Raw genomic sequence first — 16,177 nt, 5'->3', positions numbered from 1 at the left:
CGCCCGAATCCGCCCGGTTTGGGGGCGTCCCGGCCGCACCGCCAGCGGCCAAACCGATCACGACTCCCGCAGACGGGGCTGTGACGACACGGCCTAGCGCGGGGCGGTGCCGGTGTCGACCTTCTGCTCCGGCAGTGTGGCGCGGATCGACTCCGACACCCCCTGCAGCGGCCCGGTGCCCGACCCGCCGGGCACCGTGAGCACCACGTAGACCTCGCGGTCCACCGCCACCCAGCTGCTCGCGCCCTGGCCCGGCAGCTCCAGCCAGCGCACGCCGGAGATCTCGGAGAGGCGGCTGTCCGGCTTCAGCTCATCCGGCTTGCCCAGTCCGCAGCGCAGCACCACCGGGTCGCGTTTCTCGTTGCCCCACACCATGGTGCCCTCCGGCGCGGGCGCGACGATCTCCCGGCGGCCCAGCTGTTCGCCGTTGGAGGTCAGCTCCTTGGGCAGCGCCTGCACGAGCTTGCCGCAGGCGGGCGAGCCTGCCTGCTCGGCGGGGATGGGCGGCAGCGCGACCGGGCCGGTGCGGATCGGCGTGGGTGTGCTGCCGGCCGGCGCGGAGCCGGTGGAGCCGTAGAGCAGGCCGAGCGTGCCGACCCCGGCCACCAGCAGCAGCGGCAGCGCGATCAGCGCGATCAACAGCGGACGCGGGAGGGAGCGGTCGTTCGGTGCCACGCCCGCAACCCAACCACGACACACCACCGCGCCCGTCTCCCGGGGTCGGGTGACGGGCGCGGCGGCGGGCTGCGCAAGCGCTTACTTGATGTGCACCACGGGACAGGTCAGCGTCCTGGTGATGCCGTCGACGGCCTGCACCTGGGCGACCACCAGCTGGCCGAGGTCGTCCACGGTGTCCGCCTCCGCGCGCACGATCACGTCGTAGGGCCCGGTCACGTCCTCGGAAGTGATCACCCCGGGTATCCCGCCGATGCGTTCGGCCACGGCGGCGGCTTTGCCGACCTCGGTCTGGATGAGGATGTAAGCCTGGACCACGGCGTGCCCCTTCGTCTCGACCGCTGTGCTCGGGGTAGGAATCGTGGGCAGAACTTACCCCAGAGGGGGAAGCAAAGCGTGGATCTGGAGGTCCCTTTGTGCCCGGAGCCGCCGCAGAGTGCGGACACCGTCGCCGATCTGGGTGAGTTCGGGCTTATCCGCCGGGTGACTGATGGCCGTGTGCAACCACCCAGCACACTGCTCGGCCCGGGAGACGACGCGGCGGTGGTCGCCGCGCCCGACGGACGGGTGGTCGCCTCCACGGACGTGTTGGTGGAGGGCGTGCACTTCCGATTGGACTGGTCCACTCCGGAGCAGGTCGGACGCAAGTCGGTGGCGGTGAACCTGGCCGATGTGGTGGCCATGGGCGCGGTGCCGACCGCGGTGCTGGTCGGCCTGGCCTGCCCGCCAGGGACACCGGTCGCGGTGGCCGAGGGGCTGATGGCCGGGATGTGGGAGGAGGCCCGGCTGGCCGGGGCCGGGGTGGTGGGCGGGGACATGGTCACCGCGAAGGAGTTGGTGATCTCCATCACGGCGCTCGGGCACCTGGACGGACTGGACCCGGTGACCCGCTCCGGGGCCCGCCAGGGCGACCTGCTCGCGGTGTGCGGACGGCTCGGCTGGGCGGCCGCCGGACTGGCCGTGCTGGGCCGCGGCTTCCGCTCCCCGGTGGCGGTGGTCGGCGCCCAGCGGGTGCCGGAGCCGCCGTATGAGGCAGGCGCGCAGGCCGCCCGCGCCGGGGCCACCTCGATGATCGACATCTCGGACGGGCTGCTGGCCGACCTGGCGCACGTGGCGGCGGCCTCCGGGGTCGGCGTCGACGTGCGCACCAACGCGCTGGAGGTGCACCAGCGGCTGCTGGACGTGGCCTCCGCGCTGGGCGCCGACCCGCTGCACTGGATGCTCACCGGCGGCGAGGACCACGCGCTGGCGGCCACCTTCCCCAGCGCCGAGGCGGTGCCCGCGGACTGGACGGTGATCGGCTCGGTGACCGCCGGACCAGGGGTGACCGTGGACGGGCGGCCGTACGAAGGGCCTGCTGGCTGGGAGCACTGGCGCCGGGAGTGAGCTCACGTAAATTGCACGGGTGGAATTGCGGATCCTTGCCTACGACCACCCCGACGCCACCGCGCTGATCGCCGAGGTGCAGCAGGAGTACATCCTCCGCTACGGCGAGGAGGACATCACCCCGGTCGACCCGGCCGAGTTCGCCCCGCCGCGCGGGTTGTTCCTGGTCGGCTACCTCGACGGCGTGCCCGCGGTGTGCGGCGGCTGGCGCGCGCACGACTCGGACGAGCCGGGTTTCACCGACGGCGACGCCGAGCTGAAGCGGATGTACGTGGTCGCCGCCGCCCGCGGCCGTGGCCTGGCCCGGCAGCTGCTGGCCGAGCTGGAACGCCTCGCGCTGGCCGCCGGCCGCCGCCGGATGGTGCTGGAGACCGGCACCGAGCAGCCGGAGGCGATCGCGCTGTACACCTCCAGCGGCTACGCGCCGATCGCCAAGTTCGGGGTGTACGCCTGCCACGAGAGCAGCCGCTGCTTCGGCAAGGAGATCGCCGTTCCGGCGGTGCCGAGTGAACGTTAGAGTTCCGTTATGGCCGTCTACGCGCTTGGTGACCTGGAACCGGTAATCCACGAGACCGCCTACGTGCATCCCGACGCGGTCGTGATCGGGAACGTGACCCTCGGCCCGCAGGTCTCGGTCTGGCCCACCGCGGTGCTCCGCGGCGACTACGGCCGGATCGAGGTGGGTGAGCGGTCGAACGTGCAGGACGGCACGATCATCCACTGCACCCAGATCCACCCCACCCTGATCGGCGCCGGCTGCGTGGTCGGGCACAACGTACACATCGAGGGCGCCACCATCGGCGACGGCTGCCTGATCGGCTCCGGCTCGGTGGTGCTCAACGGCGCGGTGGTCGAAGACGGCGCGATCGTCGGCGCGGGCGCGGTGGTCTCGCACAACGGCCACGTGCCGGCCCGCAGGCTCGCCGTGGGCGTGCCCGCCAAGGTCAAGCCCGACTTCGAGGTGCCGGAGAACGCCGTGCAGCCCGGGGTGGACATGTACGTGGCCAACATCAAGGTCTACCGGGATGGTCTGCGCCGGTTGGACTGACAGCCGTACGGGTGACGCCCTTCCGGCTGCTCCCGGCCGCCCGCCCACGGGCGTAGGGTTGATCGTGGGCGGGCATTGGCCTGCTCGGCACTGTTCGATGTTTCTGGGGGCAGGAACATGTTGTCGATGTACGCGCGCATGGGCGCGCAACCGGGTAACACCGAGTCCAGACCGGCACTGGCCTTGCAGCGCTTCACCATGCGCGGTGACCAGGTGCTGGCCGATGTCGTGCTGGCCGATCCGGCCACCGCCGCGCCGCTGGTGGCACTGCCGATCGGCGCGGTCAACGAACACCTGCCGGTGCACCGGGCGGTCCCGGTGACCGTGCACGGCGTGCCCGCGGTCGGCGAGCGGCTCAGCGTCCGGCTGGGCAACGGGGACGGGCTGCCCGCCTGCGTGGCCACCCGGCCGAGGCGGATCCAGCCGAGGCTGGTCGAGCTGAACCCCGGCTATCCGCCGCGGCCACCGGCCGACGGCAGGCACTGGCAGGCCGCCTACGCGGTGCCGGTGATCGGCAGCCACGGCCGCTGCCTGGTGCTGGGCGATCCGGCCACCGGCGGCCCGGTCGCCGCGGCCGCGCTGCGCGATGTGGCCGCCAGGCAGCTGGTGGCCGCCGAGGCGGTGCTGGTGGGCTACGACCCGGCCGAGCACACCGGCCTGGCCGCCGCGGTGGCCGGGGACGCCGCCGCACTGCTGCTGCGGGCCTGGCCGGGGCCGTTGCCGTTGCGGCACCGGCAGCTCCGGCTGCGGCGAAGCACGGTGAGCGCCTGACCCACAGCGCCTGACCCACTGGGCCACGCCTGGCGGCTCGTCGCTAGGGTCACGTTCCGTGGTTGGACGTCCGCTGCACGAGATCATGGAAGCCGGTTGGGCCAAGGCGCTCGACCCGGTGGCCGACCGGATCGGCTCGATGGGGGAGTTCCTCCGGGAGGAGATCGCCGCAGGCCGGAAGTACCTACCGGCCGGGGAGAACGTGCTACGCGCGTTCAAGCAGCCCTTCGCCGACGTGCGGGTGCTCATCGTCGGGCAGGACCCCTACCCGACGCCGGGGCACGCCATCGGCCTGTCCTTCTCGGTGGCCGCCGACGTGCGCCCGCTGCCCAAGAGCCTGATCAACATCTACCGCGAGTACGGCGAGGACCTCGGCTTCCCGCCGCCGCCCAACGGGGACCTGTCCCCGTGGACCGAGCGCGGCGTGCTGCTGCTCAACCGGTCGCTGACGGTGGCGCCGGGCAGGCCGGCCTCGCACCGCGGCAAGGGCTGGGAGCAGGTCACCGAGGAGGCGATCAAGGCGCTGGCGGCCAGGGGCACCCCGCTGGTGGCCATCCTCTGGGGCCGGGACGCCCGCGAGCTGAAGCCGCTGCTGGACGGCGTGCCCTGCATCGAGTCGGCGCACCCGTCGCCGATGTCGGCCGACCGCGGCTTCTTCGGCTCGCGTCCCTTCAGCCGCGCCAACCAGCTCCTGACCGAGCAGGGCGCGGACCCCGTCGACTGGCAGCTCTGACCCCCTGACAACAGCATGAGGCCCGGATCACGAGCTGTGATCCGGGCCTCATGGCCAAGCTTGCGGCGGTGAGTCAGCCGCGGGCGACCTTGCCAGCCTTGAGGCAGGAGGTACACACATTCAGGCGCTTGCGCTGCGACAGGCCGATCTTCGCGCGCACGGTCTGAATGTTCGGGTTCCACCGGCGGTTGGTACGCCGGTGGGAGTGCGAGACCGACTTGCCGAAGCCCGGCCCCTTGCTACAGACGTCGCAAACGGCAGCCACGTCGACACTCCTTACACGTTGTTCTACAGAAGTCCGCGATGCCAGCTGGCACAGACGGCAGTGAGCCCAAGCCGAGCCGGGCAACCCCGACAGCGTATCTGGTCGGCATCCGCGCGACCAAACCGGGCTACCGACCGCACCGGAACCAGGCGCTAGTCTCGCTGCCAACATCCAGAGGGAGGCGGCCGCAGGTGTTGCAGGTGCTGGACGCGGTCGCTGTGCGTGGTTGGGCCGTTGCCTGTGTCGAGGCGCTGGCCGCCGACCGCGAGGCGATCGACCGGATCAACGTCTTCCCGGTGCCCGACGGCGACACCGGCAGCAACCTGCTGCACACGATGCGCGCCGCGCTGGACACGCTGACCGACTCGGCCGCGGCCGACGGCGGGGCGGCGCTGGCCGCGCTGGCCAAGGGCGCGCTGGCCGGGGCGCGCGGGAACTCCGGGGTGATCCTGTCCCAGGTGCTGCGCGGGCTGGCCGAGGCGCTGCGCCAGGACGGCACGCTCACCGGGCCCGCGCTCAAGGACGGGCTGCGGCTGGCCGACCGGCTGGCCACCGCCGCGGTCAGCGAACCGGCCCCGGGCACCGTGCTCAGCGTCATGCACGCCGCGGCCGAGGCCGCCACCGCCGCGGGCGAGAGCCTGGAGCAGGTCGCCTTCGCGGCCAGCACCGCCGCGGCCGAGGCGCTGGCCCGCACACCCAGCCAGCTGCCCGCGCTGGCCCGCGCCGGGGTGGTCGACGCCGGTGGCCGCGGCCTGCTGGTGCTGCTGGAGACGCTGACCGCGGTGGTCACCGGCCTGCCGCTGCCCCCGTCCACCCGGTTCGACGCGCTGGTCCGCCGGGGCAAGGACGAGCTGCAGGCCACCCGCGAGGCCGGGTCGGCCGAGTTCGACTACGAGGTCATGTACCTGCTCGACGGCACCGACGAGGCGCGCACCGCCGCGCTGCGCGCCCGGCTCAGTGAGCTGGGCGACTGCGTCTCGGTGGTCTCCGACGGCGCCGGGCTGTGGACGGTACACGTGCACTGCCAGGACGTCGGCGCCGCCATCGAGGCCGGGGTGGAGGCGGGCCGCCCGCACCGGATCACCGTGATCCGCTTCGCCGACCAGCTGCCCACCGAGCCCACCGGCCTGCTCCGCGACCGCGCGGTGGTGGTGCTGGCCGACGGCGAGGGGCTGGCCGAGCTTTTCCGCGGCGAGGGCGCGGTGGTCTGCCAGTGGACCGGGCAGCGGCCGACCGCGGCCGAGCTGCTGGCCACGCTCACCGGCGCGGGCGCCAAGCACATCGTGGTGCTGCCCAACGACGCCGAGCTGACCGTGATCGCCGAGGAGGCCGCCGAGCACGCCATGCCCTCCGGCTACGACGTGGTCGTGGTGCCCACCGCCTCCCCGGTGCAGGGCCTGGCCGCGCTGGCCGTGCACGACCCGCAGCGGCGGCACGGCGACGACGTGGTGGCCATGGCCGAGGCGGCCGCGGCCACCCGGCGCGGCGAGCTGGCGGTGGCCGAGGAGGACGCGATCACCTGGGCCGGTCGCTGCCGGCCGGGCGACCTGCTCGGCATGATCGACCGCGAGGTGGTGCTGATCGGCTCCCGGCCCGCCGAGGCGGTGTGCGAGCTGCTGGACCGGATGCTCTCGGCGGGCGGCGAGCTGGTCACCCTGCTGCTCGGCGAGTCCGCGCCGCCGGAGCTGCTCGACGAGGTCGAGGAGCACCTGCGCCGGGCGCACCCCGAGGTCGACCTGGCCTCGTACCCGGGTGGCTCGCGCGGCGCGATGGTGTTGCTGGGCATCGAATAGTCGGACCCACGCGGTTGAATGGACGGCGATGACCACCTTCGACGACCGGCTGGACCACGTGCTCGGCGCGAAGACCGCCGAGGCCCTGGACAAAGGCCTGAACCTGCGCACCGTCGGCGACCTGCTCCGGCACTACCCGCGCCGCTACGCCGAGCGCGGCGAGCTGACCAGCATCGCCGGGCTGGAGATCGGCGAGCACGCCACCGTGCTGGCCGAGGTCCGCTCGACCACGGTGCGCCGGATGAAGACCAAGTACGGCTCGATCGTGGAGTCCACGATCACCGACGGCCAGCGCGCGATGACCATCGCCTTCTTCAACCAGCCGCACCGGGCCAAGGACCTCGTGGCCGGCAAGCGCGGCCTGTTCGCGGGCAAGGTCACCTCCTTCAACGGCGCGTTGCAGCTGGCCCACCCTGACTACAAGCTGCTGGCCGAGAACGAGGACGACTCGGTGGCCGACGAGTTCGCCCGCGGCCTGATCCCGGTCTACCCGGCCAGCAAGGGCATCGAGTCCTGGGTGGTGGAGAAGTGCGTGCGCCAGGTCCTGGACCAGTGGGACGGCGCGGAGGACCCGCTGCCGGAGGCGGTGCGCGCCCGGCACGGCCTCGGCGACCTGTCCGCCTCGCTGCGCAAGGTGCACCGCCCTGCCGACTGGGGCGAGGTGACCAGCGCGCGCAACCGGCTCAAGTGGGACGAGGCGCTGGCGGTGCAGCTGGTGCTGGCCCAGCGCCGGATCGTCTCCGGCGCCCGCCCGGCCCCGCGCTGCCCGGCCAAGCCCGGCGGGGTGCTGGCCGAGTTCGACACCCGGCTGCCGTTCCAGCTCACCGCGGGCCAGCAGGAGGTCGGCGAGGCGGTGGCCCGCGACCTCTCCGGCGAGCACCCGATGAACCGGCTGCTGCAGGGCGAGGTCGGCTCCGGCAAGACCATCGTCGCGCTGCGGGCCATGCTCCAGGTGGTGGACGCGGGCAGGCAGGCCGCCATGCTCGCGCCGACCGAGGTGCTGGCCGCCCAGCACGCCCGCTCGCTGGCCGAGATGCTGGGCGAGCTCGCCCGCGCCGGTGAGCTGGGCGCGCCGGAGCACGCCACCAGGGTCACCCTGCTCACCGGCTCGATGAGCACCAAGGAGCGCAAGCAGGCGATGCTGGACATCGCCTCCGGCGCGGCCGGGATCGTGGTCGGCACGCACGCGCTGATCCAGGACAAGGTCTCCTTCGCCGACCTGGGCCTGGTCGTGGTGGACGAGCAGCACCGCTTCGGCGTGGAGCAGCGGGACGCGCTGCGCACCAGGGCGGGCGAGGGCGTCAGCCCGCACGTGCTGGTGATGACCGCCACCCCGATCCCGCGCACGGTGGCCATGACCGTCTACGGCGACCTGGAGGTCTCGGCGCTGCGCGAGCTGCCAAGGGGACGTTCGCCGATCAGCACCACGGTGGTGCCGGTGGCGGAGAAACCGGCCTGGCTGGACCGGGTGTGGCAGCGCATCACCGAGGAGGTCCGCGCCGGTCACCAGGCCTACGTGGTCTGCCCTCGGATCGGTGAGGCCGAGGCGGAGGAGGACCTCGACGGCGCGGACGACCCGACCCCGGAGCCGCCCAAGGAGGACAAGGGCGGCAAGAGCGACCGCCGCCCGCCGCTGGCGGTGCTGGACGTGGCCCCCGCACTGGCTGCCGGGCCGCTGGCCGGACTGAACGTCGGCATCCTGCACGGCCGCCTCGCGCCGGAGGACAAGGACGCGGTGATGCGCGGTTTCGCCGACGGCAAGGTGCAGGTGCTGGTGGCCACCACCGTGGTCGAGGTCGGCGTGAACGTGCCCAACGCCACCGTGATGGCGATCATGGACGCGGACCGCTTCGGCGTCAGCCAGCTGCACCAGCTGCGCGGCCGGGTCGGCCGGGGCAGCGCGCCCGGGCTGTGCCTGCTGGTCTCCGAGGCGCTGGGCGGCACCGCGACCAGGGAACGGCTGGACGCGGTCGCGGCCACCACCGACGGTTTCGAGCTGGCCCAGATGGACCTGGAGCTGCGCCGCGAGGGCGACATCCTGGGCGCGGCCCAGTCCGGGGCCAAGTCCACGCTGAAGATGCTCTCGCTGCTGCGCGACGAGGAGGTCATCGCGACCGCGCGCACCGAGGCGGTGCAGCTGCTGACCGAGGACCCCGAGCTCACCGGCTACCCGGGGCTGGCCTCGCTGCTCAAGTCGGTGGTGGACGCGGACAAAGCGGAGTACCTGGAAAAGGCCTAGCGCACCGGCCAGATCCGGATCACCCAGGACTCGATGCCGTGCGCGTAGGAGCCGGGCCCGAGCGCCCGCACCTCGGCCCGCCCGCGCGCGGTCGCGTCGATCCGGTAGCGGCCCGGCGCGGGCAGGGCCAGCCGCGCCGGTTCACTGACCGTGAGCACCGGCCCGAGCACCAGCTCCGCGCTGCCGGCCAGGATGTCCACCCGGCCCTGGGCGTCGAAGCCGTCCTCCGGGGTGCCGGGCTCGGCGTCCCAGAGCTCGGCCCGCACCGCCGCGTAGTGGCCGGACTCCGCGCTGCGGAACACCGCGTGCCCCAGGTCGGCGTGCACCAGCTGCTCGTCCACCGGCTCCGGTGGCGCCAGCGGCGCCGGGCCGCGGGCGTCGTGCAGGGTGAAGTACCGCTGCTCCACCAGCACGGACTGGGCGATGCTGGACACGACCTTCGCCATCTCGACCCTCTGCTCGTCCGGACTCGGCGTTACTCGGGTGGCCACTGTGCGCGACCGGCACTGGCGGGTCAACGTCACGGCGCCGTGACCGGAGGTTTTGCGCGCAGGAACGACCAAGGACCGGTTCGCGGTTGACCACCCGGCTCGTGGGAGCGCGTCCACGCCCGCATCCCTTGGCCCGGTGCTGTCACGGGCAGGTCCGGAGCGTGGTGTTTCGGGCAGGCCCCCAGCTGGGCAATATCGGCGAAACATGCTGTGAACAGCGCAAACGCTGGCGGTCGAGCCAGGCTTGAGCCGGTTTGCGCACATCGGGGGAGACGCCCGTCACCTGAGATGGTTCTCCCGACTGGCGGGAGTGCCGCGATACGGTGCTCCGGCTGGCCTGTCCGCCACCAGGAGGAGCTGGTTATGTTCCGGAAGGTCCTTGTCGCCAACCGCGGCGAGATCGCTATCCGCGCGTTCCGCGCGGCGTACGAGCTCGGCGCAGGCACCGTGGCCGTCTTCCCGCATGAGGACCGCAACTCCCTGCACCGGCTCAAGGCCGACGAGGCCTATGAGATCGGAGACCCAGGGCACCCGGTGCGGGCCTACCTGTCCGTGGACGAGGTGATCAAGGCAGCGCGCAAGGCAGGCGCGGACGCGATCTACCCCGGCTACGGCTTCCTCTCCGAGAACCCCGAGCTGGCCCAGGCCTGCCGGGAAGCGGGGATCACCTTCGTCGGGCCCACGCCCGAGGTGCTCCAGCTGACCGGCAACAAGGCCCGCGCCATCGCCGCCGCCCGCGAGGCCGGACTGCCCGTGCTGGGCTCCTCCGCGCCCTCCTCCGATGTGGACGAACTGCTGGCCGCCGCGGCGGAGGTCGGGTTCCCGGTCTTCGTCAAGGCCGTCGCCGGCGGCGGCGGGCGCGGTATGCGCAGGGTCGAGCAGCCGGAGGCGCTGCGCGAGGCCCTGGAGGCCGCGATGCGGGAGGCCGAGTCGGCCTTCGGCGACGCCACGGTGTTCCTGGAGCAGGCCGTGGTCGAGCCGCGGCACATCGAGGTGCAGATCCTCGCCGACGGCGCCGGCAACGTGATCCACCTGTTCGAGCGCGACTGCTCGGTGCAGCGACGGCACCAGAAGGTCATCGAGATCGCGCCGGCGCCCAACCTCGATCCCGCGCTGCGCGAGAGGATCTGCGCGGACGCGGTGGCCTTCGCCCGCCAGATCGGCTACGTCAACGCAGGCACCGTGGAGTTCCTGCTGGACCGGCAGGGCAAGCACGTCTTCATCGAGATGAACCCGCGCATCCAGGTCGAGCACACGGTGACCGAGGAGGTCACCGACGTCGACCTGGTGCAGGCGCAGCTCCGGATCGCCTCCGGGGAGACGCTGGCCGACCTGGGCCTGTCCCAGGAGAACGTGGTGCTGCACGGCGCCGCGCTGCAGTGCCGGATCACCACCGAGGACCCGGCCAACGGCTTCCGCCCGGACACCGGCCGGATCACCGCCTACCGCTCGCCGGGCGGCTCCGGGGTGCGGCTGGACGGCGGCACCACCTTCGCAGGCACCGCGATCTCGGCGCACTTCGACTCGATGCTGGTCAAGCTGAGCTGCCGGGGCCGCGACTTCGGCGTCGCGGTGGCCAAGGCACGCCGCGCGGTGGCCGAGTTCCGCATCCGCGGCGTGTCCACCAACATCCCGTTCCTGCAGGCGGTGCTGGACGACGTCGACTTCCAGGAAGGCCGGGTCACCACCTCCTTCATCGAGCAGCGCCCGCACCTGCTCACCGCGCGGCACTCCGCCGACCGCGGCACCCGGCTGCTCACCTACCTGGCCGACGTCACGGTCAACAAGCCCAACGGCCCACGTCCGTCCACAGTGGACCCGGCGCAGAAGCTGCCGTTCGCCGACCTCAACGCCACCCCGCCCGCGGGCACCCGGCAGAAGCTGCTGGAGCTGGGCCCGCGCGGCTTCGCGGACTGGCTGCGCGCCAGCTCCGCGGTCGGCGTCACCGACACCACCTTCCGCGACGCGCACCAGTCGCTGCTGGCCACCAGGGTGCGCTCCAAGGACCTGCTCGCGGTCGCCCCGCACGTGGCGCGGCTGACCCCCGAGCTGTTCTCCCTGGAGTGCTGGGGCGGCGCGACCTACGACGTGGCGCTGCGCTTCCTGGCCGAGGACCCGTGGGAGCGGCTGGCCGCGCTGCGCGAGACCGTGCCCAACATCTGCCTGCAGATGCTGCTGCGCGGCCGCAACACCGTCGGCTACACGCCCTACCCGGAGGCGGTCACCCAGGCCTTCGTGGAGGAGGCCACCGCCACCGGCATCGACATCTTCCGGATCTTCGACGCGCTCAACGACGTCGAGCAGATGATCCCGGCGATCCGCGCGGTGGCCGACACCGGCACCGCGGTGGCCGAGGTCGCGCTCTGCTACACCGCCGACCTGTCCGACCCGAACGAGAAGCTCTACACCCTGGACTACTACCTGCGGCTGGCCGAGCAGATGGTCACCGCGGGCGCGCACATCCTGTGCATCAAGGACATGGCCGGACTGCTCCGCCCGCCCGCCGCGACCACCCTGGTCTCCGCGCTGCGCAAGGAGTTCGACCTGCCGGTGCACCTGCACACCCACGACACCCCAGGCGGCCAGCTGGCCACCTACACCGCCGCGATCGCGGCCGGGGTGGACGCGGTGGACGGCGCGGCCGCGTCCATGGCGGGCACCACCTCCCAGCCCGCGCTGTCCGCGATCGTCGCGGCCACCGACCACACCGAGCGCGCGACCGGCCTGGACCTGCGCGCGGTGTGCGACCTGGAGCCGTACTGGGAGGCGGTCCGGCGGATCTACACCCCGTTCGAGTCCGGCCTGCCCTCGCCGACCGGCCGGGTGTACAGCCACGAGATCCCCGGCGGCCAGCTGTCCAACCTGCGCCAGCAGGCCATCGCGCTGGGCCTCGGCGAGAAGTTCGAGGCCATCGAGGCCACCTACGCCGCCGCGGACCGGATGCTGGGCCGCCTGGTCAAGGTGACCCCGTCCTCCAAGGTCGTCGGCGACCTGGCCCTGCACCTGGTGGGCGCCGGGGTCTCGCCGGAGGAGTTCGAGGAGGACCCCGGACGCTTCGACATCCCGGACTCGGTGATCGGCTTCCTCTCCGGCGAGCTGGGCGACCCGCCCGGCGGCTGGCCGGAACCCTTCCGCACCAAGGCGCTGGCCGGCCGCACCGCCCCGCGCCGGGTCGCCGAGCTCACCGACGACGACCGCCGCGGCCTGGAGTCCGACCGCCGCCAGACCCTGAACCGCCTGCTCTTCCCCGCCCCCGCCAGGGAGTTCGCCGCCCACCGGGAGGCCTACGGCGACACCAGCGTGCTGCGCAGCAAGGACTTCTTCTACGGCCTGCGCCCAGGCGAGGAGTACTCGGTCGACCTGGAACCTGGCGTCCGCCTGCTCATCGGCCTGGAGGCCATCGGCGAGGCCGACGACCGCGGCATGCGCACCGTGATGGCCACCCTCAACGGCCAGCTCCGCCCGATCGCGGTCCGCGACCGCTCGGTCGCCGCGGACGTGCCCGCCGCGGAGAAGGCCGACCGCGGCAACGCCGACCACGTGCCCGCCCCGTTCGCCGGGGTGGTCACGCTGACCGTGGCCGAGGGCGACCAGGTCGAGTCCGGCCAGACCGTGGCCACCATCGAGGCGATGAAGATGGAGGCCGCCATCACCTCCCCGAAGGCCGGCACGGTCAAGCGCCTGGCCATCGGCAAGGTCCAGCAGGTCGAAGGCGGCGACCTGCTGATCGAGCTCGGCTGATCCACTCACCTCTCCCCTGGTCCTGCCCCTCCGGGCGCGGGACCAGGGGAGAGCTCTGTCCCGCCCGCGTGCTCCGCAATGGCAGGGAACGGGCTGGGCGCCGGGTGGGCGATGATGGTGGCGTGACGCGGATTGTGGCTGGGGTGGCTGGTGGGCGGCGGTTGAGCGTGCCGCCGAAGGGAACGCGGCCGACCTCGGAGCGGGTGCGGGAGGCGTTGTTCAGCGCGCTGGAGGCGGCGGTGGACCTGGAGGGCGCGCGGGTGCTCGACCTCTACGCCGGGTCGGGGGCGCTGGGGCTGGAGGCGTTGTCGCGCGGGGCCGGGCACGCGCTGTTCGTGGAGTCCGACCGGCGGGCCGCGGAGGTGCTGCGCGGGAACGTCGCGGCGGTCGGCCTGCGCGGCGCCGAGGTGCGGGCGGCGGCGGTGGGCAGCGTGCTCGGGCTGGCCGCGCCCGCGCCCTACGACGTGGTCCTGGCCGATCCGCCCTACGCGGTGGACGCCGCGGCGCTGAGTGCCGCGCTGGCGGCGCTGGTGGCTAACGGATGGGTCACGAACGGGTCGCTGGTGCTGGTGGAGCGAGCGGCGCGGGACGGGGCCCCCGAGTGGCCGGAACCGCTGGTCGGACTGCGTAGCCGCAAGTACGGCGACACCGCCGTGCACTGGGCCCAGTGGCCCTGACGGAGGGTGGCCTGCGAACAATCATCCGCCATCTAGCAGGGATAACGCTGGCCAACCGGGGCCTGCTCGTGACGGCGCGCAACAACAGTGCTCCGGCGTCGCTACAATGGAACGCGTGCCCAGGGTCGAGGCCCGGGATTGAAGCCCCGAGCTTCTCCGGCCCCAGGCGCTCCCCCGAATCCTGACGGCCGTGGCTGCGCGCCTCCGCCGTCTGTGATCGACCGTTGCGAAAGGGCGTACGTGGCAGCCGCAGAAACCGCAACCCAACGCTCCAGCGTCGCCAAGGCGAGCAAGTCCGCTTCAGCCCAGGCTGCTGACGCTGAGGAGACTACCACGCCGGGCACGGCGCGGAAGAGCGCTGCGAAGCCGGCCGCGGCCAAGAAGCCAGCGGCCAAAACCACCAAGGCGGCCGGGGCCAAGGCTCCGGCGAAGAAGACCGCCGCGAAGGCCGGTCCCGCCGCCAAGGGCGCCAAGGGCGCGGCCGGCAAGCCCGCCGACGGCGAGGAGCCGGGCGACCTCGAGGAGATGCCGGGCGACGAGGAGCTGGTCGACGAAGCCGACCTGGTCGTCGTCGACGAGCCGGTCGAGGAGGAGCCCGCCGCGGAGGAGCCGCAGAAGTCGGGTGACTTCGTCTGGGACGAGGAGGAGTCCGAGGCGCTGCGGCAGGCCCGCAAGGACGCCGAGCTGACCGCTTCGGCCGACTCGGTTCGCGCCTACCTCAAGCAGATCGGCAAGGTCGCCCTCCTCAACGCCGAAGAGGAGGTCGAGCTCGCCAAGCGGATCGAGGCAGGCCTCTACGCGGTGGAGCGGCTGCGCAAGGCCGAGGAGGAAGAGGAGAAGCTTCCCTCCCAGCTGCGCCGCGACCTGCGCTGGATCGTGCGCGACGGGGAGAAGGCCAAGAACCACCTGCTCGGCGCGAACCTCCGGCTCGTGGTCTCGCTGGCCAAGCGCTACACCGGTCGTGGCATGGCGTTCCTGGACCTCATCCAGGAGGGCAACCTGGGCCTGATCCGCGCGGTGGAGAAGTTCGACTACACCAAGGGCTTCAAGTTCTCCACCTATGCCACGTGGTGGATCCGGCAGGCCATCACCCGTGCCATGGCCGACCAGGCCCGCACCATCCGCATCCCGGTGCACATGGTGGAAGTGATCAACAAGCTCGGTCGCATACAGCGTGAGCTGCTCCAGGACCTCGGCCGCGAGCCCACCCCCGAAGAGCTCGCCAAGGAAATGGACATCACGCCGGAGAAGGTCCTGGAGATCCAGCAGTACGCCCGCGAGCCCATCTCGCTGGATCAGACCATCGGCGATGAGGGCGACTCCCAGCTCGGGGACTTCATCGAGGACTCCGAAGCCGTCGTCGCGGTGGACGCGGTGTCGTTCACGCTGCTGCAGGACCAGCTCCAGTCGGTGCTGGCCACTCTCTCGGAGCGTGAGGCGGGTGTGGTGCGGTTGCGGTTCGGGCTCACCGACGGCCAGCCGCGGACGCTGGATGAGATCGGTCAGGTCTACGGCGTGACCCGGGAGCGGATCCGCCAGATCGAGTCCAAGACCATGTCCAAGCTCCGGCACCCCTCGCGGTCCCAGGTCCTGCGCGACTACCTGGACTGATCACCCGGAACAGCCGTCACAGGGCCTGCCTCCGAACGCCGGGGCGGGCCCTGTGGCATTTCCCACCAACGGGTCCGGGACCGGTGGCACACGGCGAGTGGGCTGCTACGGTCCGGCCCTATGAGGCGTGCCGTGTGCCCCGGCTCCTACGACCCGGCCACCAACGGACATCTGGACATCATCGAGCGGGCCGCTGGCCAGTTCGACGAGGTCACCGTCGCGGTCATGATCAATAAGAGCAAGCGTGGGCTGTTCACCGTCGAAGAGCGGATGGACATGCTCTCCGAGGCGACCGCGCACCTGACCAACGTGCGGATCGACATCTTCCACGGCCTGCTCGTCGACTACTGCAAGGCCCACGACATCCGGGCGATCGTCAAGGGCCTGCGCGCGGTCAGCGACTTCGACTACGAGCTGCAGATGGCGCAGATGAACCACCAGCTCTCCGGTGTGGACACCCTGTTCGTCTCCACCAACCCGCTCTACAGCTTCCTGTCCAGCTCCCTGGTCAAGGAGGTCGCCACCTACGGCGGCGACGTCTCCCACCTGCTCCCGCCGTTGGTCAACGAGCGACTCACCAAGCGCCTCGCCGAGCAGCGCGCCGAGAAGGACCAGAGCTAGGGCGTCAGCCCATCGACCGGCCTGCGTGGCGCCGCAGGCGACACGCGGGCCGACAACCAGCGGTGGGGTTGTGATTTCGCGACGAGGCGACTTCGGGGGCGAAATCACCGCGCGCGCCAGCGCGCC

Annotated in this window: 15 protein-coding genes; 11 read left to right on the top strand and 4 right to left on the bottom strand. The window is 72.4% G+C overall.

What is annotated here, in order from left to right; translation table 11 throughout:
* Positions 1–93 precede the first annotated feature (93 nt).
* Both M8C13_RS42650 and M8C13_RS42645 read right to left on the bottom strand, forming a co-directional pair.
* Entirely contained in the window at positions 94–675 is a 582-nt protein-coding gene (locus M8C13_RS42650; protein WP_252486544.1) for a DUF3515 domain-containing protein, read from the bottom strand.
* 81 nt (positions 676–756) lie between these two features.
* A complete protein-coding gene (locus tag M8C13_RS42645; protein ID WP_185009185.1) occupies positions 757–993 on the bottom strand; it encodes an Lrp/AsnC family transcriptional regulator in 237 nt (78 codons plus the stop codon).
* A gap of 96 nt (positions 994–1,089) precedes the next feature.
* Between M8C13_RS42645 and M8C13_RS42640 the strand changes: the two genes are divergently transcribed.
* From M8C13_RS42640 to M8C13_RS42620, 5 genes are all read left to right on the top strand, one after another.
* Entirely contained in the window at positions 1,090–2,061 is a 972-nt protein-coding gene (locus tag M8C13_RS42640; protein WP_252486547.1) for a thiamine-phosphate kinase, read from the top strand.
* Positions 2,062–2,080: 19 nt separating this feature from the next.
* The gene (locus M8C13_RS42635; RefSeq protein ID WP_252486543.1) at positions 2,081–2,578 is read left to right on the top strand and encodes a GNAT family N-acetyltransferase; all 498 of its coding nucleotides are present in this window, start codon (positions 2,081–2,083) and stop codon (positions 2,576–2,578) included.
* A gap of 9 nt (positions 2,579–2,587) precedes the next feature.
* Positions 2,588–3,109, top strand: coding sequence for a gamma carbonic anhydrase family protein (locus M8C13_RS42630; protein ID WP_252486542.1), 522 nt, complete (start codon positions 2,588–2,590; stop codon positions 3,107–3,109).
* 126 nt (positions 3,110–3,235) lie between these two features.
* On the top strand, positions 3,236–3,880 hold the full coding sequence (locus M8C13_RS42625; RefSeq protein WP_252486541.1) for a hypothetical protein: 645 nt from the start codon (positions 3,236–3,238) through the stop codon (positions 3,878–3,880).
* 58 nt (positions 3,881–3,938) lie between these two features.
* Positions 3,939–4,613 carry a uracil-DNA glycosylase gene (locus M8C13_RS42620; RefSeq protein WP_252486540.1) on the top strand — a complete coding sequence of 225 codons (675 nt, stop codon included), beginning with the start codon at positions 3,939–3,941 and terminating at the stop codon, positions 4,611–4,613.
* A 73-nt stretch (positions 4,614–4,686) separates the two neighbouring features.
* Here the strand turns inward: M8C13_RS42620 and rpmB are convergent, their stop codons facing one another.
* Complete coding sequence (gene rpmB, locus M8C13_RS42615; protein ID WP_185009173.1) at positions 4,687–4,878, bottom strand: 50S ribosomal protein L28; 192 nt, start codon at positions 4,876–4,878, stop codon at positions 4,687–4,689.
* Between the two features lie 194 nt (positions 4,879–5,072).
* Between rpmB and M8C13_RS42610 the strand changes: the two genes are divergently transcribed.
* Both M8C13_RS42610 and recG read left to right on the top strand, forming a co-directional pair.
* Positions 5,073–6,671, top strand: a complete 1,599-nt coding sequence (locus M8C13_RS42610; protein ID WP_252486546.1) for a DAK2 domain-containing protein — start codon at positions 5,073–5,075, stop codon at positions 6,669–6,671.
* A gap of 28 nt (positions 6,672–6,699) precedes the next feature.
* Positions 6,700–8,910, top strand: a complete 2,211-nt coding sequence (gene recG, locus M8C13_RS42605; RefSeq protein ID WP_252486539.1) for an ATP-dependent DNA helicase RecG — start codon at positions 6,700–6,702, stop codon at positions 8,908–8,910.
* Here the strand turns inward: recG and M8C13_RS42600 are convergent.
* Positions 8,907–9,356 carry a hypothetical protein gene (locus M8C13_RS42600; protein ID WP_252486538.1) on the bottom strand — a complete coding sequence of 150 codons (450 nt, stop codon included), beginning with the start codon at positions 9,354–9,356 and terminating at the stop codon, positions 8,907–8,909. The genes recG and M8C13_RS42600 overlap by 4 nt on opposite strands.
* Before the next feature lie 408 nt (positions 9,357–9,764).
* On the opposite strand from M8C13_RS42600, the gene M8C13_RS42595 reads away from it, so the two are divergent.
* From M8C13_RS42595 to coaD, 4 genes are all read left to right on the top strand, one after another.
* Entirely contained in the window at positions 9,765–13,142 is a 3,378-nt protein-coding gene (locus M8C13_RS42595) for a pyruvate carboxylase (RefSeq protein WP_252486537.1), read from the top strand.
* A 122-nt stretch (positions 13,143–13,264) separates the two neighbouring features.
* Positions 13,265–13,819: a 16S rRNA (guanine(966)-N(2))-methyltransferase RsmD gene (gene rsmD, locus M8C13_RS42590; protein ID WP_252486536.1), complete on the top strand. Its 555-nt coding sequence runs from the start codon at positions 13,265–13,267 to the stop codon at positions 13,817–13,819.
* Positions 13,820–14,059: 240 nt separating this feature from the next.
* On the top strand, positions 14,060–15,430 hold the full coding sequence (locus M8C13_RS42585; RefSeq protein WP_252486535.1) for an RNA polymerase sigma factor: 1,371 nt from the start codon (positions 14,060–14,062) through the stop codon (positions 15,428–15,430).
* Positions 15,431–15,550: 120 nt separating this feature from the next.
* The gene (gene coaD, locus M8C13_RS42580) at positions 15,551–16,051 is read left to right on the top strand and encodes a pantetheine-phosphate adenylyltransferase (protein WP_252486534.1); all 501 of its coding nucleotides are present in this window, start codon (positions 15,551–15,553) and stop codon (positions 16,049–16,051) included.
* Positions 16,052–16,177 lie beyond the last annotated feature (126 nt).

Origin of the sequence: Crossiella sp. SN42, assembly GCF_023897065.1 — a bacterium.
Taxonomy (GTDB): Bacteria; Actinomycetota; Actinomycetes; order Mycobacteriales; family Pseudonocardiaceae; genus Crossiella.
Note: the sequence above shows the minus strand (reverse complement) of the source record. Positions and strands in the feature narration are given on the sequence as shown.